Consider the following 18,935-nt stretch of genomic DNA (forward strand, 5'->3'; position numbering starts at 1 on the left):
AGGCCCCGAGGTGATCCGGATGGGTCCGCCCCGGCTCACCGCCGGGCTCGACCAGTACATCCGGATGGGCTACGAGGCCCATCTCGCCGTCCACGGCCCGCTGCCCCGGTACGGCGCGCCGGAGCTGGTCGAGCTGGCCCGGCGGATCGGGTTGAGCGGCAAGGGCGGCGCGGGCTTCCCCTTCGCCCGCAAGCTCCAGGCGGTGATCGACTCCGCCCGGCGCCGGCGCCTGCCCGCGGCCGTCGTCGTCAACGCCACCGAAGGCGAGCCGGGCAGCGCCAAGGACCGGATGCTGCTCGCCCGCGCCCCGCACCTCGTCCTGGACGGCGCGCTGCTGGTCGGCGAGGCGCTGCGCGCCGAGAGCGTCGCCGTCGGCGTGGACGAGGGCAGCCCGGGTGTCGCCTCGATGCCCTCGGCGGTCGCGGAACGCCGCTCCCGGCTGCCGATCCGGGTCGTGCAGCAGCCGGCCCGCTTCGTCTCCGGCGAGTCCGGTGCGCTGGTCCGCGGGATCAACGGGCTGGTCGCCCTGCCGCCGAGCCGCAAGGTCCGCTCCTCCGAGGGCGGGGCCGGGGGCGTCGACGGGCTGCCGACGCTGCTGTCCAACGCCGAGACGTACGCCCAACTGGCCGTCGCCGCCCGACTCGGAGCGGAGGCGTACTGCGCCGTCGGCCCGGCGGACGAGCCGGGAACGGTGCTGCTCACGGTCAACCGCCCGGGCGCCCGCCGGCCCGTGGTGGTGGAGGCCCCCGCCGGGACCCCGCTCGGCGCGGTGCTGGACGCCTGCGGGACCGGGCCGGGGCAGGGCGTGCTGGTCGGCGGCTACCACGGGATGTTCCTGGACGCGGCGTCGGCGGCGTCCGCTCCCTGCTCGCGGGCCGGGATGCGGGAGTCCGGCGGAACGTTCGGCGCCGGGATCGTCATCCCGCTGCCCGAGGACACCTGTCCGCTGGGCGAGGCGCACCGGATCGTCCAGTGGCTGGCCGCGGAGTCCGCGGGCCAGTGCGGTCCCTGCCGACGCGGACTGCCGGAGCTGGCGCGGGCCTTCGGCACGATGGTCGTCGGCGGCGGCATCCGGGCGGTGGAGGAGGTCCGCCGGCTCGCGGCCTCGGTGGTGGGTCAGGGAGCCTGCTCCCACCCCGACGGCTCCGCCGGGTTCGTCCGGTCCGCGCTCAGCGCGTTCGCCGAGGACGTCCGCCTGCACACCGAGCGCGCCGGGTGCGGGCGGCGGGTGCGCGCCGTGCTGCCGACCGCACCCTGGAGCCCGGACCGGGACGCTGCCCGGGTCGGACGGGTGAGCCTGAAGGTGGACTGGGCGCTGTGCGACGGACACGGTCTGTGCGCGGACGTCGCCCCGGAGCTGATCGCCCTCGACCGGCACGGCTTCCCCGTGGTCGGTGAGGGCCCCGTGCCGGTCTGGTCGCTACTGTCCGTCAAGCGCGCGGTCAACCGGTGCCCGGCGCTGGCCCTGCGCCTCACCGCCCCCGGGTCCTGAACCGGGCGGCTGACAGGATTCTTCCTCCAACCGGCCGACGGGCGAGCAGGAGCAGGAGCAGGAGCAGGGAGCACGGGCCGGTGGTGGATCATGCAGGGCTCGGCGGGGGCCGCAAGGAGTTTTGCCTAATCTTGGAGAAAGGCTCGTCAGGCTGGAACTATTGGCGCGGGGGCGCACGTCGTAACCAGGGTGATCGGCCAGGGGGACGGGCCGCCCGGCACGTTAGGCTGCGCCCCGGGGGGAGCGGCCAGGGTGCCGCCATCGGACTACCGCCGGGACGGGTGTTCGGCTCCACGGGGAGCCGGGGCCGTTCCGACCTGCCACGGAGGTGCTGGCCTTGCACATCGACGCCTGGATCGAGAGCGTCCCACCGACTGCGGTGTACGCCCTGATCGGTCTGATCATCGGGATCGAATCGCTGGGCATCCCGCTCCCGGGTGAGATCGCGCTGGTCACGGCGACCCTGATGGCGGTCAAGGGCGTGGTGAGCCCGTGGGGGATCGCGGCCTGCGCCATCGCGGGCGCGATCATCGGCGACTCGATCGGGTACTCGATCGGCCGCAAGGGGGGCAAGCCGCTCTTCGAGAAGCTGGGGCGGAAGTTCCCCAAGCACTTCGGGCCCTCGCACCTGGTCACCGCCGAGCGCTCCTTCCAGAAGTGGGGCATGTGGGCGGTCTTCTTCGGCCGCTTCATCGCGCTGCTGCGCATCTTCGCCGGTCCGCTGGCGGGCGCGCTGAAGATGCCGTACTGGAAGTTCCTGATCGCCAACATGCTGGGCGGCGTGATCTGGGCCGGTGGTACGACGCTGCTGGTCTACAAGGTGGGCAAGGCCATCGAGCCGTGGCTGTCCCGGTTCTCCTGGGCGGGTCTGGCGGCGGCCGTGGTGGTGGGTGCCGTCTCGGCGTGGGTGATGAAGCGCCGGGCCGCGAAGACCCACGCGAAGATCGAGGCGGAGGAGGCGGCGAAGGCCGCCGAGACCGCGAAGGCCGCCGTCGCGGAGTAGTACGGAGAGTGACGACGGCTGTCCCGGCGTCGTCGGGCCCCCGGAGTAGCATCGGCTGGAACCTGCCGATCTTGCACCACTGGAGGGCCCGATGACGCAGTCGACGCAGCAGACGTGGAACGCCGTGGACGCGTACTTCGCCGAGCAGCTGGTCGGGCACGACCCGGCGCTGGAGGCCGCCACGGCGGCCGCCGACGCCGCCGGGCTCCCGAAGATCGCGGTGGCGCCCAATCAGGGCAAGCTGCTGCACCTGCTGGCGCTGACCCAGGGGGCGCGCCGGATCCTGGAGGTCGGCACGCTCGGCGGCTACAGCACGATCTGGCTGGGCCGGGCGCTGCCCGCGGACGGCACGCTGATCTCCCTGGAGCTCGATCCCCGGCACGCCGAGGTGGCGCGTGGCAACCTGGCCCGCGCCGGGCTGGGGGAGGTCGCCGAGGTGCGGGTCGGCCGGGCCGCCGACTCGCTGGCGGCGCTGGTGGAGCAGGGCGCGGAGCCCTTCGACGTGGTGTTCATCGATGCGGACAAGCCGAGCAACCCCGAGTACTTCCGCCGGGCGCTCCAGCTGACCAGGCCGGGTTCGCTGATCATCGTCGACAACGTGGTGCGCGGCGGTGCGATCGCCGACGCCGCCAGCACCGACCCGGCGATCGTCGCCACCCGCGCCCTGCACGAGCTGATCGCCGCCGAGCCGAGGGTCACCGGGACGTCCGTCCAGACGGTCGGCAGCAAGGGCTACGACGGGTTCACGCTGGTCCGCGTGCAGAGCTGAACCACCGCAGGAACGCACACACAGGAACGGAGACATCGTGCGGATCGGACTGCTGGGCACCGGCACCTGGGCCGAGCGGGTGCACGCGCCCGTGCTGGCGGAGCACCCCGGGCTGGAGTTCACCGGCGTCTGGGGCCGCCGGCCGGAGGCGGCCGAGGCGCTGGGCGCGGCGCACGGTGTGCCCGGGTACGGCGACCTCGACCGGCTGCTGGCCGAGGTGGACGCGGTCTCCATCGCGCTTCCGCCGTCCGTTCAGGCGGGCCTCGCCGTACGGGCCGCCGAGGCGGGCTGCCACCTGCTGCTGGACAAGCCGGTCGCGTTCACCGTGCCGGACGCCCACGCGGTCGCCGAGGCGGTGCGCAAGCACGAGGTGGCCTCCGTGGTGTTCTTCACCGTCCGCTTCGGCGGCGAGCAGATCCCGTGGATCGAGCGGCAGACGGAGCTCGGCGGCTGGTTCACCGGCCGCTCGGACTGGCTCGGCTCGGTGTTCGCGCCGGGCAGCACCAGCCCGTACGCGTCCTCGCCGTGGCGCCGGGACAAGGGCGCGCTGTGGGACGTCGGCCCGCACGCGCTGTCCGTGCTGCTGCCGGTGCTCGGCGACGCGACGCAGGTCACCGCGGTGGCCGGGCCGCTGGGCACCGTGCACCTGGTGCTGCGGCACGACGGTGGCGCGTCCAGCACGCTGGCACTCAGCCTGACGGCTCCGCGCGCGGGCGGCGGCGTCACGATGGAGCTGCGCGGCGAGCACGGGGTGGCGCAGCTGCCCGAGCGAGGCGAGGCCCCGACCGTCGCCCTGCACCGGGCGGTGGACGCCCTGCTGGCCTCGGTCACCTCGGGTGAGCCGCACCCCTGCGGGGCGGACTTCGGCCTGCGGGTGGTGGAGGTCCTGGCGGGCGCCGAGCGCTCGCTGGCCGACGGCGGCCCGGTGGCGCTGTGAACCCCCTGGACCTGGACCATGTCGTCCCGGGGCAGCTGCTGCGCTGGAACTTCCACTTCGGCGGGCAGCTGACCAGCTGCCTGCCGATGCGGGTGGTCGAGCGCGGCCCGGACGGGCTACTGCTCTGTCTGGCGGCCCGGTCGCCGCTGTGGAAGGCCGAGCTGCCCGGCGGGCGGCACATCCGGGACATCCCGCCGGAGAGCCACCCGGCCGGCGGCTACCCGCTGGTGGCCGGAGAGTGGGACGCGGTCAGCGCGCTGATCCACCAGCCGGCCGGTGAGCCGTACGCGGTCTGGTGGATCTTCAAGCCCGGCACCGGCTTCTCGCACTGGTACGTGAACCTGGAGCGCCGGGAGTACCGGGGCGAGGAGATCGACGTCCACGACCTGGAACTGGACCTGGAGGTGGACGCCGAACGCCGCTGGCGCTGGAAGGACGAGGAGTCCTTCGCCGCCAAGACCGGACACCCGGCGTTCTGGAGCGCCGCCGAGGCCGGTGCGATCCGGGCGGGCGGCGAGGCGGTGGCGCGGTTGGTGGAGGCGGGGGCCTTCCCCTTCGACGGCACCCACCGCGACTTCGCCCCGCCCGCCGACTGGCCCCTCCCGGAGCGGCCCGCCCGGCCGTACTAGTCGGCGTCAGACCGGCGGCAGCGTGGGCCGGGAGTTCTCCGGCCGGCGGTCGGTGGGCCGGGCCGGCGGGATGACCGGGGCGTGGAAGTCGCGCGGGCCGGTCCACAGCGCGGGTACGGAGTCGCTGCGGCGGGCGAGTTCGTACGCCAGGGCCTCGTAGTTGACGCGCCAGCCGTGGAAGTGCCGCCAGGCGTCCTCGACCGGGCGTTCGCGCGGGAAGCCGGCGGCGGTGATCATGGCGACGGCGCCCAGGTACTCGGCGTAGGTGAGGCGGATCGGGGTTTCCGGATCCGGGTCGTCGTCGAAGCCGACGCGCAGCGAACGGCCGATGTCGCGCATCGCCGTGAAACCGGCCCGGATCACCAGCCGGGCCTCGGGCGGGGCCGAGCGCGGGCAGAGGGCGAGGTGCAGGGCCGCGGCGTCCATCACCGCGATCAGGCCGACCACCCAGCTGCGATTGGGCTGCGGGGAGCGGAAGGACAGCAGCACCGGGTAGTTGGAGTGGCTCTCGCCGATGTCGGCGGCGAGGCGTTCCCAGTCGCGGTAGAGCTGGGGGAGCGCCGTCTCGGTGTCGACCAGGGACTGGCGGGCGAGCAGTTCCGGGCCCCAGGCGGGCTCGCCGGCCCGGGACTGGAGCAGTGTCACCTCGGTCTCGCGCCGCTGGTAGGCGGCGTACAGGGTGGGCAGGTAGGCGATCTGCAGGGCGATCACCAGGGGCCCGCTGGCGGCGGCCAGGAAGTCGATCGCGGACAGCTGCAGCCGCTCGCCGCTGGCGTAGCCGAGGGTGAAGAGGCTGGATCCGGCCTCCCGGATGGACACCGACCAGCTGAGCTCGGAGGTGCCGTGCAGCAGCAGGGTGTAGGCGAGCAGCATCCCGCTGAGCCACACCCCGAGCATGCCGAGCAGCACCAGCGGCGCCAGCCAGGTCAGCGCGCGGTCCTGCGCCCGGTAGTTGCCGAACGGCGCGGCCCACAGCCGCAGCACCGTGCGCAGCACCCGCCAGAGCCGGTGCACCAGGGCCGAGTAGAGACCGCGCGGGACGACCAGGGTGCGCAGGATGCTGCCCACGACGAGCAGGAGCAGCAGCACGCCGAGCAGCGTGTGGATCAACCTCATGACGCCATTGTGGGGGTAGGCCGCAGGGGGCGCGGGGCCGGGCGCCCCGCTGGTGGCGGTCGTGTCCGGACCCTCCGATCGGGTGTCGCGGAGGGGTTCCGCACGGGTTCCACAGAGGTTCCTCATACCGCTATGAGCATGATCACACCGGTTTCGCCCGTCCATCGGACCGGTCAATCGGCGTCTAACCCAGTGGAGGGGTCTGTCCCACGAGCGAAGCGGAGAGCGGCCTGTGAGTGAACACCAGGATGGGGAAACCGGGGAGCGGACGGCCGGGCGCCGACGATGGCGTGTGCTGCGGCGGATCGACTACCCGCGCGGCGGGCGGCGCGGGGTGCGCCGCTGGCTCCCGTCCTGGCGGCAGCTGCTCGTGGTGGTGGGGGTCCCCGTGGTGGTGCTGACGGGGCTGGGAGCCTGGTTCTACGCGACCACCGAGGTCCCGGAGGACCTGAACTCCTTCGCCACCCAGCAGAACAACGTCTACTACTGGGCGGACGGCACCGAGATGGCCCGGATCGGCGACACCAACCGGCAGGAGGTGCCGCTGGACCAGGTGCCGGAGTCGGTGCAGTGGGCCGTGCTGTCCGCCGAGAACGAGACCTTCTACACGGACCCGGGGATCTCCCTCAAGGGCATCAGCCGCGCGGTCTACGAGATGCTCTCGGGCGGCGACACCCAGGGCGGCTCGACCATCACCCAGCAGTACGTGAAGAACATCTACCTGAACCAGCGTCAGGACGTCTCCCGCAAACTCAGCGAGATGGTCATCGCGATCAAGCTGGACCAGCGGATGAGCAAGCGGGACATCCTGGCCGGCTACCTGAACACCAGCTGGTTCGGGCGCGGCAGTTACGGCATCGAGCGCGCCGCGGCGGCGTACTACGGCAAGGACGTCTCGCAGCTGAACCCGAGCGAAGGCGCCTTCCTGGCGGCCCTGTTGAAGGGGGCCGGGCAGTACGATCCGGCGCTGAGCGAGGCCAACCACGAGCGGGCCGAGGAGCGGTGGTCCTGGATCCTGGACCGGATGGTGGACGTCGGAAAGCTGTCCGCCGCCGAACGCGCCAAGTACACGGTGTTCCCGGAGCCCAGGCCGCAGCCGAAGGCGGCCGGGCTGAGCGGGCAGGTCGGGTACCTGGTGGACATGGCCAGGAGCTACGTGGAGAGCCACAGCGACATCACGCCCGCCCAGTTCGACCTCGGCGGCCACCAGATCTTCACCACCTTCGAGAAGCCGAAGGTCAACGCCCTGGCCACGGCGGTGCAGGAGGCCACCAAGGGCATCGACCCCGGCAGCCGGGAGGCCGACAAGCTGCTGAAGGTCGGAGCCGCGTCGGTGGCCCTCGACGGACGGATCGTCGCGCTCTACGGCGGCCCCGACTACCTGAAGCAGGGCTTCAACAACGCCAACACCTCGACGGTGCCGATGGGTTCGGCCTTCACCCCGCTGGTGTACGCCGCCGGGCTCAGCCAGGGCGTGCAGCGCCAGCGCGGCGGCAACCGGACCCCGGTGACGCCCGGCACCACCTACGACGGCGACAACGGGGTGAACGTGATGACCCCGGAGGGCCCGTACTGGGGGCGGGACGGGAAGATCGTGAAGACCGCCAACGACGGCAAGCGGAACTGGGGCCCGGTGACCCTGCGCAGCGCCGTGGAGCAGTCCGTCAACGGGCCGATGATGCAGCTCGGCATGGACGTCGGCCTGGACAAGGTGCAGGAGACCGCCGCCGCCCTGGGCCTGCTGCCGGACAGCATGGGCGAGTTGGTGCCCGCCTTCGGGGTCGGCAACTCCAGGCCGAGCGCGATCCGGGCCGCCGACGCCTACGCCGCCTTCGCGGCCGGCGGCCGCCACACCGACCCGTACTCGGTGCTCAGGATCACCCGCAACGGAACGCAGCTCGAACTGCGGCTGCCGACCGCCGCACAGGCGCTGCCCCCGTCGGTGGCGGCGGACGTGGACACGGCGCTCAAGGGGGCGGTGCGCGGCGGCAGCGCGCAGGCGGTGGCGGAGGCGGGCTCGGGCCTGGCGGCCAAGCCCGGCACCACCGCGGACCGTACGGCCGGCTGGACCGTCGGCTACAACGGGCAGCTGTCGACGGCGGTCACGGTCTTCCGGGCGGACCTCAAGGACATGAAGCTGCTCTCCCTGGAGGGCCTCGGCGGGGCCGCGCCGGACACCCCGGACTCCGAACTGCCGGGCCGGATCTGGACCTCGTACATGAAGGACGCGACGAAGGACGCGGCGAAGGCCGCCGGGCAGCGGTAGAGGCCCGCAGGACACTAGGGGGTGGGCGCGGGCACGTAGGTGTAGGTCGCGGTGGCGGTGCCGGCAGAGGTGATGACGGTCAGGTTCGCGGGACCTGCCGTCCCAGGCGGGGACTGGAGAGTGAGGATGGTGTCCGAGATGACGTTGAACGCCACGGGCACACCGCCCAGGGTCACCTGGTTGGTTGTCGTGAGGCCGGTACCGGTGAGGGCGATCGGTGTACCGCCGGAGACCGGTCCGGAGCCGGGGCTGAGGGCCGTCACCGTGGGGGCGTCCAGATAGGTGTAGGTGAGGTTGCGGGCCGTTCCGCCGGCGGTGGTGACGCTGACGGGGACGGACCCTGCGGCGGTGCCCGGCGGGGTGGTGACGGTCAGCTGGGTGTCGGAGACCACGGTGGGACGCGCCGGGGTCGCCCCGAAGGTGACCGATTGGGCGGTCCGCAGGCCGATGCCGGAGATGGTGACGCTGGTGCCACCGGCGATGGGCCCGGATATCGGGTCGATGCCCGTCACCGTCGGAGGGGGGACGTACTGGAACAGCGCCTGGTTGCTGGTACCCCCGGGCGTCACGACCGTGACCGGGACCGTACCGGAACCAGGTGGGCTGATGACGGTGAGCTGGTTGGCCGTGTCAGCGATGACGGACGCCTGACGGGGACCGAAGTTCACGGCGGTGGCGGCCGCCAGGTTGACCCCGGTGATGGTGACCACGGTGCCGCCTTCGATGGGGCCGGCATTCGGGCTGATGGCACGGAGCTTCTCGATCACGGTGACGGCGTTCGCGCCGTTGTCGGTCACATAACTGGACAGCCCGTTGGGAGTGATGGCCACCCGGGAGGGGGAGGCGCCCACAGTGAGGCTGTCCGTCACGGTGTTGGTGGCCGTGTCGATCACGCTCACCGAGTTCGAACCGAAGTTGACCACCCAGATCTGGGAGCCGTCCGGGCTGCTCGCCGCGCCGGCCGGGTTGGTGCCCACCGGGATGGGGGAGCCGACCACGGTATCGGTGGCCGTGTCGATCACACTCACGGTGCCGTCGCCGTTGTTCGCCACATAGACGTGGCTCCCGTCCGGGGTGACCGCCACCCCGATGGGGTTGGCACCGACCGTGATGGTGGCGGTGACCGTGTTGGTGGCGGTGTCGATGACGCTGGCGGTGCCGGAGCCGTGGTTGGCGACGTAGCCGAGCGTCCCGTCGGGTGTGAGTGCCACCTCGAACGGACTGCTTCCCACCGTGATGGTGGCGGTGACCGTGTTGGTGGCAGTGTCGATGACGCTGACGGTGCCGGAGCCGGCATTGGTCACGTAGGCGCTGGTTCCGCTGGGACCGAGGGCCACACCCACGGGGCCGGCGAGACCGGGGATGGTAGCGACCGTGGTGAAGAACGCGGTGTCGATCACGCTCACGGTGCTGTCGCCGTTGTTGGCGACATACGCGTGTCGCCCGTTCGGTGTGATGGCGATTCCGATGGGACCGGCTCCCACAGGCACGGTGGGACCTTCCACCAGTGGTCCCCAACTGAGTATCGCAGGCATGACGTTCCCCTTCGTTCACGGGGCCGTCGACCGCTGTCGGCCGCCGCGGACGCGGCAGCCGACAGCAGACCAGAAATCCTCACCGGGGCGCCCGCAGCTGCCGAACCGGGAACACCGATGTCTCCGGATGGTTCGACCATGTCCCCCGGCAAGGGATGGGCGGCCCACCGGATGTACTTGCTCCAAGTAGCGCGCTGATAGCGCTGGCTGACTAGCAGAATGGTCGCATCTCATCCGTTTGGCCGAGTGCGCGCGTCCACCGCACGCTGTCCGTGCGCGACGGTGACACCCGGTCACCTCCTGTCGGCTGTCCTGGGCCGTCGAGGAGGTCTTCGGCGTCGGGCCGGACCTACTCAACGACGACCGGCTCGCCCGCGCGCTGGACGCCATCGCCCCGCACCTGGACGAGGTCACGGCTCCATCAGCGTCCAGGCGATCGCGGAGCTCGGCATCAACATCACCCAGCGGACCTCACGGCGGCGACGATACGACGGGAACTCACCGCCATCGCCGGCGAACTGCACTGCACCGCGGTACGGATCACCGGCGACGACATGGCCAGGATGCGGCAGGCCGCCGAGACGGCCGTCGCGCTCGGCCGCCCGGCCGTGCCTCCTGCTTCTGGTCGGCCACCGCGGGCCGTGCCGCCGTCACTTCACCAGGCGGGACCAGTCGGCCGGCTGGCCGGGGTCGAGCTGGCGCAGCTTGTCGAGGACCTTCGGGTCCTGGGCGTCCAGCCAGTCGGCGACCTGGCGGAAGGAGACGCAGCGGACGCCGTCCCGGTGGCAGACGTTCTTCACCACGTCCTCGATGGCCTGCATGTAGATGCCGCCGTTCCAGTCCTCGAAGTGGTTCCCGATGAACAGCGGGGCCCGGCTGCCGTTGTAGACCCGTTCGAAGCCCGCGAGGTAGCTGTCCCGGGCCTCCTTCTCCCACTCGTCGAACTTCTTCGGGTCGCCCTTGGTGGTGTTCCCGGACTGGCCGGCGAGGAAGTTGAAGTCCATCGACAGGCCCTGGCTCTCCCGGGCCGGGAAGGGCAGCATCTGGAGGGGGAAGTTCCAGAGGCCCTCCTTCTTGCTCGGCCAGACCTGGAACTCGCCGGGGGAACTGGCGTCGTAGCGAAAGCCCGCCGCCTTCTCGGCCGGGAGGAGGTTCTTCTGCCCCTCCAGGCAGGGGGCGCGGCCGCCGGCCAGCTCCTTGGTGTAGTCGAAGGGGAGCGGCGGGAGCTCCTTGTAGCCGGTGTTGGTCTTCCAGTTGGTGACGAAGGAGACGGCCTGGTCCAGCTCGCTCTTCCACTCGTCGGTGCTCCAGTCGCCACCGCCCTTCTTCCCGCAGAAGTGCCCGTTGAAGTGGGTGCCGATCTCGTTGCCGTCCAACCAGGCCAGGCGCAGCTGCTCCAGGGTGTCCTTGATGTGGGCGTCGGTGGCGTAGTCGATCGAGGCGGTGCCCGGGTCGTGCTGGGGCGGGTGGTAGAGGGTGCGCTTGGACTTGGGCAGGGTGTAGATGCCGCTCAGGAAGTACGTCATCTGCGCGTTGTTCTCCGCGCCCAGCTTGCGGAAGCGGGAGAACAGGTGGTCGTCACCCTCCAGGCCACCGTCCCAGGAGAAGACGACGAACTGCGGTGGCTTCTCGCCCGGTTTGAGCTTCTCGGGCTTGGGCTGCTTGGGCTGGGGGCCGGTGTAGGAGGTGGAGCCGTCACCGATGACGTGGACCTGGCCGTCCCAGGTCGGCGTCGGGGTGGGAGTGGGGGTGGAGGCGCCGGCGGGTTCCGGCTCCGGCTCCGCTTCCGGGGCTGTGGGATCGGGGGCGGCGGCGTTCGGTCTGCCCTGTGAGAAGGAGTCTCCCGTGGTGAGCGTGAGGGACGCGACGACCCCCACGGCCAACAGGACGGCCGCACCGCGAGCAGTCCGCACCGATTCCCCTTCTCTCGACCTGCAGTTCGATCAAACAGAACACTCATTTGATCGATGACTTGTGAGGCGGAAAAGGTTGCACGATTCGCGGAGAAAGTTCCCCGCGCTGCGGAGGCTGCCCGCCCGCGGCAGGCAGCCTCCGCTTTGGCACTACTGGGTGAAGTTCACGTCGATCACCTGGTAGAAGGCGTGGCCCGTGTCGGCCACCTCCCACACACCGAGGATCACGTGGTAGCCGGAGCGGTTCGGCAGCTTGACCGGGTGCGGCTTGTCGAGATGCGGGTCGTCGTGGGCTTCCGGCATCTTGTCGTACGGCATGTCGCCGTACGGCTTGTAGGTCGCGAACGGTTCACGCTCGAACTGGGCGCGGCTCAGCGGAGCACTCGGGTCCCAATCCTCCTTGGTCACGAAGTAGTTGTAGCGGCGCGTCCGGTGCTTGGCCGAGAAGCCCCACTGGAAGGGCACCTCGACGCCCGCCCGGAGATCGACCTTCGGCCAGTCCCGCACCTCATCGAGCACCGCGCCGGCCGGCTCGCTTCCGCCGCTGGCGATCTTCCCGTCCGGCGGCACCACCTTGGGGCCGCTGGGGATGTCCGTCGGCACGTCCGGGTCCGGCAGCCCCACCTGCGTCGCCGGGAAGAACTTCCCGGCTTCCAGCCCGTTGGACGGCCAGCCGCCCTTGAAGTGAATGTCGGCGCGCGAGCGAGGATTCGTCAGCCGCCCGTGCCGGGGGGCCGCCTCACCGTTTTTTGCTGCCATTTCCATCTCCTCTCGGAGCCGATGCGCCGGGCAGGGGCATGACAGCTCGGCGGGCAGGATGCACCAGCGCGGGAGCAATCATTCGTTGCCCGGCGGAATTTGATGCTTCGTAGGCTACCCGTCCGATCTCGGCGGACGTCGTCACGCCACTCGCAAGAGCTTGTCGTGTTGTGGAATCGGCGGGCGCGGGCCTAGTTGCTGAGGCTCTGGCGGAAGTCCTCGGCGGCGGCGCGGGTGTAGAAGCGCCTGATGCGGGAGGAGGAGCCGGGCGCGCGCAGGTAGGCGTGGTGCGTCGGGTCCCAGAGGCCCCAGCTCTCGACCTGGAGGAAGTGCGGGCTCATGGTGTCGATCAGGCGGATCTCGTAGTGGCCGGTGGTGGGGGTGTTGGTGCGGGTCCAGGCGTGGGCCTGGGCGTACGAGTAGAAGCGGAGCGGCTCGTCGGCCGGGGGGAGGGCCTTCACGAGGTAGCCGGTGGCGCGGTCGCGGACCACCCAGGCCTGGTAGGAGGTGCCGGGCGGGGAATCGGCGGGGACGATGGCGTAGCGGTCGGTCATCGCCGGGCCGCCACCTGGATGAAGCCCGAGGCCTTCTCCACGCGCTCGGCGAACTCGTTGAACTCGCCGTCGATGGGGGAGATGGTCGCCCTGGTGGGGACGAGGATCGCGCCGGCTCGGTGGTCGATGAGGCGCTGGAGGGCGGCCCGGAGCATGGGCCGGTGCTCGGGCCCCTTCGTGTCGGCTTCGTCGTCGACGACGATGAGGGAGATGTCCCAGTTGAAGGTGTTGGCGTAGGACTCGCACATGCGCAACTCGCGCTCGGGGAAGGCGGAGTTGGTCTTGGCGAGGTAGACCACCACCTCAACTCGGCTGGTGTGCGGGGGCTGGGGGCAGGACATGGCTGCTCCTCTCCGTAGTTGGGAGACTACCGGGAGTGCTTACTGTCCGCTAAGCTTGGCAATCGTTCAACTTGCCTGCGTTTCAAGTGGAATCGGGTGTGAGCCGTGAACCGCAAGGAGCTTGACCCAACGGCATCCCCGCGCGAGTCCTTCGGAGCGTTGCTCCGCAGCTCGCGCGAGGCACTGGGCTGGACCCAGCAGGATCTGGCTGCGGCGATGGGTTACTCGGACAGTTACATCTCGGCCGTGGAAACAGGTCGCAAATCCACCAGCCGGGACTTCGTCAGAGCGGCCGACAAGGCACTCGGGACGGGCCAGACGCTTGAGCTGATGTGGGTCGGGATGCGAAGGAAGGGGTTTCTGGAGGGGTTCCCCGAGCATGCTGCGCAGGAGGCTCGTGCGTCCGAAGTGCGGATCTTCGAACCCAACCTCATTCCTGGGCTCTTCCAAACCAAGGCGTATGCTTCCGCGATCGAGGCCGGAGCGGTGCAGCGAGGAAGTAGCACGCAGGACCAGGCTGAGGAGCGAGTGAGGTTCCTCGCGACGCGACAGCGACTCCTCAAGCGCGCCCAGCCTCCAGTGGTCCATGCGGTGATAGACGAGAGTGCCATCCGGCGACCGGTGGGGGGTAGCGCGACCATGTGTGCGCAGCTTGATCACTTGGCTGAGATGGCGACCAGGCCTCATGTGATCTTCCAGGTGGCCCCGTTCAGCCTGGCTGAGCACGCCCCGTTTCGTTCCTTCGTCACTTTGTTGACGTTTGCCGACCGTTCTGTGGTCGGCTACACGGAAACGGCGGATCACGGCTTTGTCGTGCGGGAAGACAGGACTGTCAGGGCGTGGGAAAAGGCCTACGATCGGTTGCAGGTGGAAGCGCTGACCCGAGCCGCATCCCTTGACCTGATTCGCAAGGCCCGAGAGGAACTTTGATCCATGACCCGCCCAGACCTGTCCCGCGCTTCCTGGTTCAAGTCGTCGCACTCCGGTAACGGCGGTTCCTGCGTAGAAGTCTCGCCCGACTTCCCCGGTGTCGTCCCGGTTCGCGACTCGAAGGACCCTGAAGGCCCGGCGCTCCTCTTCCCTGCCGAGGCGTGGAAGTCCTTCCTCGCCGCGACCATCTCCGGGGAGTTCGGCGACATCTGACCGTACGCCGATCAGCAAGCGCTCGGCCGGCCCCCGGTCGCCTCGCGGTGCAGGGCCTGGACGATCTGCGCGAGGGCCGGCGGGCGAGGGCCGGGAAGGCGGGCGAGGACGACCCGCCGGTGTTCGGCGGGGCCTCCGTGGACCTCGACCAGCCGGACGCCCGCGGGGACCGCGTCGGCGAGCCCCGCGGGTACGGTGGTGATGCCGCAGCCTGCCGCCACCAGGTGCAGCTTGGTCAGCCAGTCGCGCGCGACATGAGCGATGCGCGGTCGCCCGGGCAGACCCGGCCAGACACCCATCATCGGCTCGGCGGCGGGACTGGAGGAGCCGGCGATCCAGTCCTGCTCGGCCAGTTCCTCCAGGTCCACCGCGGCTCGGTGGCCCAGTGCGCCGTCGGCCGGCACCGCGAGCAGGAGCTTCGTCTCCAGGAGGGTCTCGCAGTCCAGCCGCGGAGTCTGGTCGTCCAGGGGCCGGTAGGGCGGTCGGACCGCCACGATGGCCAGGTCGATCGTGCGCGCCCGCAGCGCGCGTACCAGCGCCGGGGTGGTGGCCTCGCGTGTCGTGACGCGGATGCCGGGTTGGGTGCGGCGTAGTGCGGCGAGCGTGCGCGGCAGGATCAGCGCTCCGGCGCTGGGGAAGCTGCCGAGTCGCACGACACTTCGCTCGGGTGCCAGGCCCTTCAGCTCGCGCTCGGCCGCGGCGAGCGCGTCCAGTGCGACGACCGCGTGCCGCAGCAGGGTCAGGCCGGGCGCGGTGAGGGCGACGCCGCCGGGTCGGCGGTCGAACAGTTTCACTCCGGCGGCGCGTTCGAGGGCGGCGACCTGCCGTGACACCGCGGACTGGGTGTAGCCGAGTTCTGCGGCGGCCGCGGTGAAGCTGCCGCGCTCGGCGATCTCGCGCAGGACCCGCAAGCCGGTCAGTGAGGGCTCCATGACGTTCATGCATGCCCACCATGCCAGACTTTCGCTGGCCGCATGGAGGGGCTCTGCCTAGCGTTGTCCGTGTCAGCCGCGCCGAACCGCGCCGGCACCCATCCCACTTCCGTCGAGGAGCACCTCCATGCCATTCGTCGAGATCTACCTGCGCAAGGGCAGGACCCCGGAGTTCCGCAAGGCCGTCTCGGCCGCGGTCCACGCGTCGATGCAGGAGGTGTTCCGGATCCCGGAGGACGACTACTTCCATGTCGTGCACGACATGGAGCCGGGTGACATCCTGCACGAACCGATGTTCTTCGGCATCGAGCGCAGCACCGACTCGGTGATCATCCGTATGACCTTCAACCGCCGACCCCCAGCTCAGAAGGCGGCACTGTTCGAAGCCGTCGCCGACCGCCTCGCGGCCACCACGGGGCTGCGCCGCCAGGACATTCTGATGACCGTCCTGGAAACCGCTGCGGAGAACTGGTGGGTGGAGGGCCGGACCATCGACCCCGAGACCGGGTTCGACACCCGGATGAGCCCCGAGGCCATGCGGGCCGGCCGAGTCGGCTGAGCCACGGGATCGACCTTCCGCCACGGCCCCCGGACTGGCCAGTCCGGGGGCCGTGGCATTGACAGGGGACCTCCTCCGGCTGAATGCTAAGCAAGCGCTTAGTCATCCCTTTGCCACCCGAGGAGCCGCCCGATGCCCGAGACTCCCGCCGATCCGCCCGGCCTGGATCTGGGCCGCCTCCGTTCCCACCTGGACCGGGAGCTGCCCGACGCCCTCCACGGGCCGCTGCGGGCCTCGCTCATCGAGGGTGGCCGCTCCAACCTCACCTACGTCCTCAGCGACGACTCCCGCCGCTGGGTGCTGCGCCGTCCGCCGCTCGGGCACGTCCTCGCCACCGCCCACGACATGGGCCGCGAGTACCGGGTCATGTCCGCCCTGCGCGACACCGACGTCCCCGTACCGCACATGCTGCTGATCGACCACGAAACCGACGTGCTCGGCGCCCCCTGGTACCTGATGGAGCACGTCACCGGCATCGCGCACCGCGACCGCGGGACGCTGGCCGCCCTGGGCGAGCACCGTGTGGCGGCCCTCGGCCGCAGCCTGGTCGAAACCCTCGCCGCCCTCCACAGGATCGACCCGGCCGCCGTCGGCCTCGCCGACTTCGGCCGCCCCGACGGATACCTGGAACGCCAGCTGAGCCGCTGGTCCAAGCAGCTCGCCGCCTCCCGCAGCCGTGACCTCCCCGACCTCGACCGGCTGCACGCCCTCCTCTCCGAGCGGCTCCCCACCTCGCCCGCGCCCGCCCTCGTGCACGGCGACTACCGCCTCGACAACGTCCTGGTCGACGACTCCGACACGATCACCGCCGTCCTCGACTGGGAGATGTCCACCCTCGGCGACCCGCTCACCGACATCGGCCTCCTGGTGATGTACACCGAGCTGGCCGGCGTCGGCGGCGGCATCATCCCCTCCGCGATGACCGCCTCCGGCTTCCCGAAGGCCGACGAAATCGTCTCGTACTACGCAGAGTTGACCGGCCGCCAGGCCGCCGATCTGGACTGGTACGTGGCCTTCGCCTCCTTCAAACTGGCCGCCGTTGCCGAGGGCATCCACTACCGCTTCCAGCAGGGCCGCACCCTGGGCGCCGGTTTCGAGCGCGCGGGTGAGATGGCCCCGATCCTCGCCCGGCACGGGCTGAGCACCCTCAAGGAGAGCTGAATGGACTTCGCCTACGACGCCCGGACGAACGAGCTCCGCGAGCAGCTGCTCGCGTTCATGGACCAGCACGTCCACCCCGCCGAGCCCGTCCTGGCCTCCCAGCTCGCCGACCCCGCCCGCGAGCCCTGGGCCGTCCCGCCCGTGGTCGCCGACCTCCAGGCGGAGGCCCGCAAGCAGGGCCTGTGGAACCTCTTCATCCCGGGCGAGCACGGCGCCGGCCTCACCAACCTCCAGTACGCGCCGCTCGCCGAGATCACCGGCCGCAGCATCCAGCTGGCCCCGCCCGCGCTCAACTGCGCGGCCCCCGACACCGGCAACATGGAGCTGCTCGCCCAGTTCGGCAGCGCCGAGCAGAAGGAGCGCTGGCTGCGCCCCCTGCTGGATGCCGAGATCCGCTCCGCGTTCGCGATGACCGAGCCCGAGGTCGCCTCCTCGGACGCCACCAACATCGCCACCCGGATCGAGCGCGACGGCGACGAGTACGTCATCAACGGCCGCAAGTGGTACATCACCGGCGCGATGAACCCGGACTGCAAGCTGTTCATCGTGATGGGCAAGACCGACCCGACCGCCGAACCGCACCGCCAGCAGAGCATGGTGATCGTCCCGCGCGACACCCCGGGCGTCACCGTCAAGCGCGGCATGACGGTCTTCGGCTACGACGACGCCGACCACGGTGGCCACGCCGAGGTGCTGTTCGACGACGTCCGCGTCCCGCTGGAGAACCTGATCGGCGAGGAGGGCACCGGCTTCGCCATCGCGCAGGCCCGGCTCGGGCCCGGCCGGATCCACCACTGCATGCGGGCCATCGGCATCGCCGAACGCGCCCTGGAGCTGATGTGCCGCCGCGCGAGCGAGCGCGTGGCCTTCGGCCGTCCGCTGGCCGAGCAGGGCGTGGTGCAGGACTGGATCGCCGAATCCCGGGTGCGGATCGAGCAGTTGCGGCTGCTCGTTCTCAAGACCGCCTGGCTGATGGACACCGTCGGCAACCGTGGTGCCCACACCGAGATCCAGGCCATCAAGATCGCCACCCCGCGCACCGTCGAGTGGATCCTCGACAAGGCCGTCCAGGCGCACGGCGCCGCCGGGGTCAGTCAGGACACCCCGCTGGCCCAGCTGTGGGCGGGCAACCGCACCCTGCGCCTCGCGGACGGGCCGGACGAGGTGCACAAGCGCTCGCTGGCCCGACGGGAGCTCAAGCGGTACCGGTAGAGCAGGAATTGATCCCAGGACTGAGCCGACGGTGGTGGCGAGGGAGTCCGGGTCTGGTGTCACGGCCGATCTCCGGACTCCTCGCGTCATGTCGTGCGTGCCGCTGAGCAGGTCCTGCATCCTTCGTAGGAGACGGGGGCGGGACCCTGGGCCGATGTCTGACTGATCGGCACGGCCGTACGTTGATGCGCATGGAGATTCCCGAGCAGTACAAGTACGCCGTCATCCCGCACGTGATGATCGATGGAGCCGCTGAGGCGATCAAGTTCTACGCGGCCGCATTTGGAGCCTCCGAGCTCGTCCGGCTCGACGGCGATGACGGGCGAATCATGCATGCCGAGATCAGTGTTCACGGCTCCACCCTCATGCTCGGTGACGCCGATGCGCCGTTCTCGCCGCCGGGTGCCGGTGGTCCGTCCGTTGCTCTGCACGTCTACGTTCCGGACGTCGACGGCCTGACCACCCAGGCCGTGGCCGCCGGCGCCGAACTGCTCTCACCGCCGACCGACATGTTCTACGGTGCCCGGCAGTCGATGCTCCGTGACCCGTTCGGTCACATCTGGATCTTCCTGACGCCCATCTCCTGAGCCCGGACCGGTACCGGCCCGGGCAGG

19 protein-coding genes are annotated in these 18,935 nt (G+C 70.8%); 12 read left to right on the plus strand and 7 right to left on the minus strand.

Annotated elements, in window-relative coordinates; all coding sequences use genetic code 11:
- Positions 1 to 19: 19 nt before the first annotated feature.
- The 5 genes from ACIG5E_RS20365 (at position 20) to ACIG5E_RS20385 (ending at position 4,830) form a co-directional block, all read left to right on the plus strand.
- Positions 20 to 1,492 (plus strand): NADH-ubiquinone oxidoreductase-F iron-sulfur binding region domain-containing protein, encoded by a 1,473-nt coding sequence (locus ACIG5E_RS20365; protein ID WP_396535155.1) that lies wholly within the window; start codon positions 20 to 22, stop codon positions 1,490 to 1,492.
- A 337-nt stretch (positions 1,493 to 1,829) separates the two neighbouring features.
- Positions 1,830 to 2,495 (plus strand): DedA family protein, encoded by a 666-nt coding sequence (locus tag ACIG5E_RS20370; protein ID WP_396535157.1) that lies wholly within the window; start codon positions 1,830 to 1,832, stop codon positions 2,493 to 2,495.
- 91 nt (positions 2,496 to 2,586) lie between these two features.
- Positions 2,587 to 3,264, plus strand: coding sequence for an O-methyltransferase (locus tag ACIG5E_RS20375; RefSeq protein WP_396535159.1), 678 nt, complete (start codon positions 2,587 to 2,589; stop codon positions 3,262 to 3,264).
- 37 nt (positions 3,265 to 3,301) lie between these two features.
- Complete coding sequence (locus ACIG5E_RS20380; RefSeq protein ID WP_396535161.1) at positions 3,302 to 4,201, plus strand: Gfo/Idh/MocA family protein; 900 nt, start codon at positions 3,302 to 3,304, stop codon at positions 4,199 to 4,201.
- A complete protein-coding gene (locus ACIG5E_RS20385) occupies positions 4,198 to 4,830 on the plus strand; it encodes a DUF402 domain-containing protein (RefSeq protein ID WP_396535163.1) in 633 nt (210 codons plus the stop codon). The genes ACIG5E_RS20380 and ACIG5E_RS20385 overlap by 4 nt, the downstream gene beginning before the upstream one ends.
- 6 nt (positions 4,831 to 4,836) lie before the next feature.
- On the opposite strand, the gene ACIG5E_RS20390 is transcribed toward ACIG5E_RS20385, so the two are convergent.
- Positions 4,837 to 5,946 (minus strand): hypothetical protein, encoded by a 1,110-nt coding sequence (locus ACIG5E_RS20390; RefSeq protein ID WP_396535165.1) that lies wholly within the window; start codon positions 5,944 to 5,946, stop codon positions 4,837 to 4,839.
- A 232-nt stretch (positions 5,947 to 6,178) separates the two neighbouring features.
- Here ACIG5E_RS20390 and ACIG5E_RS20395 point away from each other — a divergent pair, with 232 nt between their 5' ends.
- Complete coding sequence (locus ACIG5E_RS20395; protein WP_396535167.1) at positions 6,179 to 8,212, plus strand: transglycosylase domain-containing protein; 2,034 nt, start codon at positions 6,179 to 6,181, stop codon at positions 8,210 to 8,212.
- 14 nt (positions 8,213 to 8,226) lie between these two features.
- Here the strand turns inward: ACIG5E_RS20395 and ACIG5E_RS20400 are convergent, their stop codons facing one another.
- The 5 genes from ACIG5E_RS20400 to ACIG5E_RS20420 all read right to left on the minus strand — a co-directional run bounded on the left by ACIG5E_RS20400 (position 8,227) and on the right by ACIG5E_RS20420 (position 13,314).
- Complete coding sequence (locus ACIG5E_RS20400) at positions 8,227 to 9,747, minus strand: IPT/TIG domain-containing protein (RefSeq protein ID WP_396535169.1); 1,521 nt, start codon at positions 9,745 to 9,747, stop codon at positions 8,227 to 8,229.
- Between the two features lie 650 nt (positions 9,748 to 10,397).
- Positions 10,398 to 11,660, minus strand: coding sequence for a hypothetical protein (locus ACIG5E_RS20405; protein WP_396535171.1), 1,263 nt, complete (start codon positions 11,658 to 11,660; stop codon positions 10,398 to 10,400).
- 150 nt (positions 11,661 to 11,810) lie between these two features.
- Complete coding sequence (locus ACIG5E_RS20410) at positions 11,811 to 12,419, minus strand: lytic polysaccharide monooxygenase auxiliary activity family 9 protein (protein WP_396535173.1); 609 nt, start codon at positions 12,417 to 12,419, stop codon at positions 11,811 to 11,813.
- Between the two features lie 191 nt (positions 12,420 to 12,610).
- Positions 12,611 to 12,973, minus strand: coding sequence for a hypothetical protein (locus tag ACIG5E_RS20415; protein WP_396535175.1), 363 nt, complete (start codon positions 12,971 to 12,973; stop codon positions 12,611 to 12,613).
- Entirely contained in the window at positions 12,970 to 13,314 is a 345-nt protein-coding gene (locus tag ACIG5E_RS20420) for a hypothetical protein (RefSeq protein WP_396535177.1), read from the minus strand. The genes ACIG5E_RS20415 and ACIG5E_RS20420 overlap by 4 nt, the downstream gene beginning before the upstream one ends.
- Positions 13,315 to 13,419: 105 nt before the next feature.
- Here ACIG5E_RS20420 and ACIG5E_RS20425 point away from each other — a divergent pair, with 105 nt between their 5' ends.
- Together ACIG5E_RS20425 and ACIG5E_RS20430 are read left to right on the plus strand one after the other, a co-directional pair.
- Entirely contained in the window at positions 13,420 to 14,244 is an 825-nt protein-coding gene (locus ACIG5E_RS20425; RefSeq protein WP_396535179.1) for a Scr1 family TA system antitoxin-like transcriptional regulator, read from the plus strand.
- Positions 14,245 to 14,247: 3 nt separating this feature from the next.
- Positions 14,248 to 14,457 carry a DUF397 domain-containing protein gene (locus ACIG5E_RS20430; protein ID WP_396535181.1) on the plus strand — a complete coding sequence of 70 codons (210 nt, stop codon included), beginning with the start codon at positions 14,248 to 14,250 and terminating at the stop codon, positions 14,455 to 14,457.
- Positions 14,458 to 14,468: 11 nt separating this feature from the next.
- Here the strand turns inward: ACIG5E_RS20430 and ACIG5E_RS20435 are convergent, their stop codons facing one another.
- A complete protein-coding gene (locus tag ACIG5E_RS20435) occupies positions 14,469 to 15,389 on the minus strand; it encodes a LysR family transcriptional regulator (RefSeq protein ID WP_396535289.1) in 921 nt (306 codons plus the stop codon).
- A gap of 127 nt (positions 15,390 to 15,516) precedes the next feature.
- Between ACIG5E_RS20435 and ACIG5E_RS20440 the strand changes: the two genes are divergently transcribed.
- From ACIG5E_RS20440 to ACIG5E_RS20455, 4 genes are all read left to right on the plus strand, one after another.
- Complete coding sequence (locus tag ACIG5E_RS20440; protein ID WP_396535183.1) at positions 15,517 to 15,948, plus strand: tautomerase family protein; 432 nt, start codon at positions 15,517 to 15,519, stop codon at positions 15,946 to 15,948.
- 132 nt (positions 15,949 to 16,080) lie between these two features.
- The gene (locus tag ACIG5E_RS20445; protein ID WP_396535185.1) at positions 16,081 to 17,109 is read left to right on the plus strand and encodes a phosphotransferase family protein; all 1,029 of its coding nucleotides are present in this window, start codon (positions 16,081 to 16,083) and stop codon (positions 17,107 to 17,109) included.
- Complete coding sequence (locus ACIG5E_RS20450; RefSeq protein ID WP_396535187.1) at positions 17,110 to 18,321, plus strand: acyl-CoA dehydrogenase family protein; 1,212 nt, start codon at positions 17,110 to 17,112, stop codon at positions 18,319 to 18,321. It abuts the gene before it with no gap.
- Positions 18,322 to 18,512: 191 nt separating this feature from the next.
- Entirely contained in the window at positions 18,513 to 18,908 is a 396-nt protein-coding gene (locus ACIG5E_RS20455) for a VOC family protein (protein ID WP_396535189.1), read from the plus strand.
- The last annotated feature ends 27 nt before the right edge of the window (positions 18,909 to 18,935 follow it).

Origin of the sequence: Kitasatospora sp. NPDC053057 (assembly GCF_044546945.1) — a bacterium.
Taxonomy (GTDB): domain Bacteria; phylum Actinomycetota; class Actinomycetes; order Streptomycetales; family Streptomycetaceae; genus Kitasatospora.

What these genes read in the sequence shown, in the direction of transcription:
- ACIG5E_RS20365 (WP_396535155.1), top strand. Translation starts at nt 20, where the DNA reads ATGGGTCCGCCCCGGCTCACCGCCGGGCTCGACCAGTACATCCGGATG.
- ACIG5E_RS20375 (WP_396535159.1), top strand. Translation starts at nt 2,587, where the DNA reads ATGACGCAGTCGACGCAGCAGACGTGGAACGCCGTGGACGCGTACTTC.
- ACIG5E_RS20390 (WP_396535165.1), bottom strand. Translation starts at nt 5,946, where the DNA reads ATGAGGTTGATCCACACGCTGCTCGGCGTGCTGCTGCTCCTGCTCGTC.
- ACIG5E_RS20400 (WP_396535169.1), bottom strand. Translation starts at nt 9,747, where the DNA reads ATGCCTGCGATACTCAGTTGGGGACCACTGGTGGAAGGTCCCACCGTG.
- ACIG5E_RS20410 (WP_396535173.1), bottom strand. Translation starts at nt 12,419, where the DNA reads ATGGCAGCAAAAAACGGTGAGGCGGCCCCCCGGCACGGGCGGCTGACG.
- ACIG5E_RS20415 (WP_396535175.1), bottom strand. Translation starts at nt 12,973, where the DNA reads ATGACCGACCGCTACGCCATCGTCCCCGCCGATTCCCCGCCCGGCACC.
- ACIG5E_RS20420 (WP_396535177.1), bottom strand. Translation starts at nt 13,314, where the DNA reads ATGTCCTGCCCCCAGCCCCCGCACACCAGCCGAGTTGAGGTGGTGGTC.
- ACIG5E_RS20430 (WP_396535181.1), top strand. Translation starts at nt 14,248, where the DNA reads ATGACCCGCCCAGACCTGTCCCGCGCTTCCTGGTTCAAGTCGTCGCAC.
- ACIG5E_RS20435 (WP_396535289.1), bottom strand. Translation starts at nt 15,389, where the DNA reads ATGGAGCCCTCACTGACCGGCTTGCGGGTCCTGCGCGAGATCGCCGAG.
- ACIG5E_RS20440 (WP_396535183.1), top strand. Translation starts at nt 15,517, where the DNA reads ATGCCATTCGTCGAGATCTACCTGCGCAAGGGCAGGACCCCGGAGTTC.
- ACIG5E_RS20445 (WP_396535185.1), top strand. Translation starts at nt 16,081, where the DNA reads ATGCCCGAGACTCCCGCCGATCCGCCCGGCCTGGATCTGGGCCGCCTC.
- ACIG5E_RS20450 (WP_396535187.1), top strand. Translation starts at nt 17,110, where the DNA reads ATGGACTTCGCCTACGACGCCCGGACGAACGAGCTCCGCGAGCAGCTG.
- ACIG5E_RS20455 (WP_396535189.1), top strand. Translation starts at nt 18,513, where the DNA reads ATGGAGATTCCCGAGCAGTACAAGTACGCCGTCATCCCGCACGTGATG.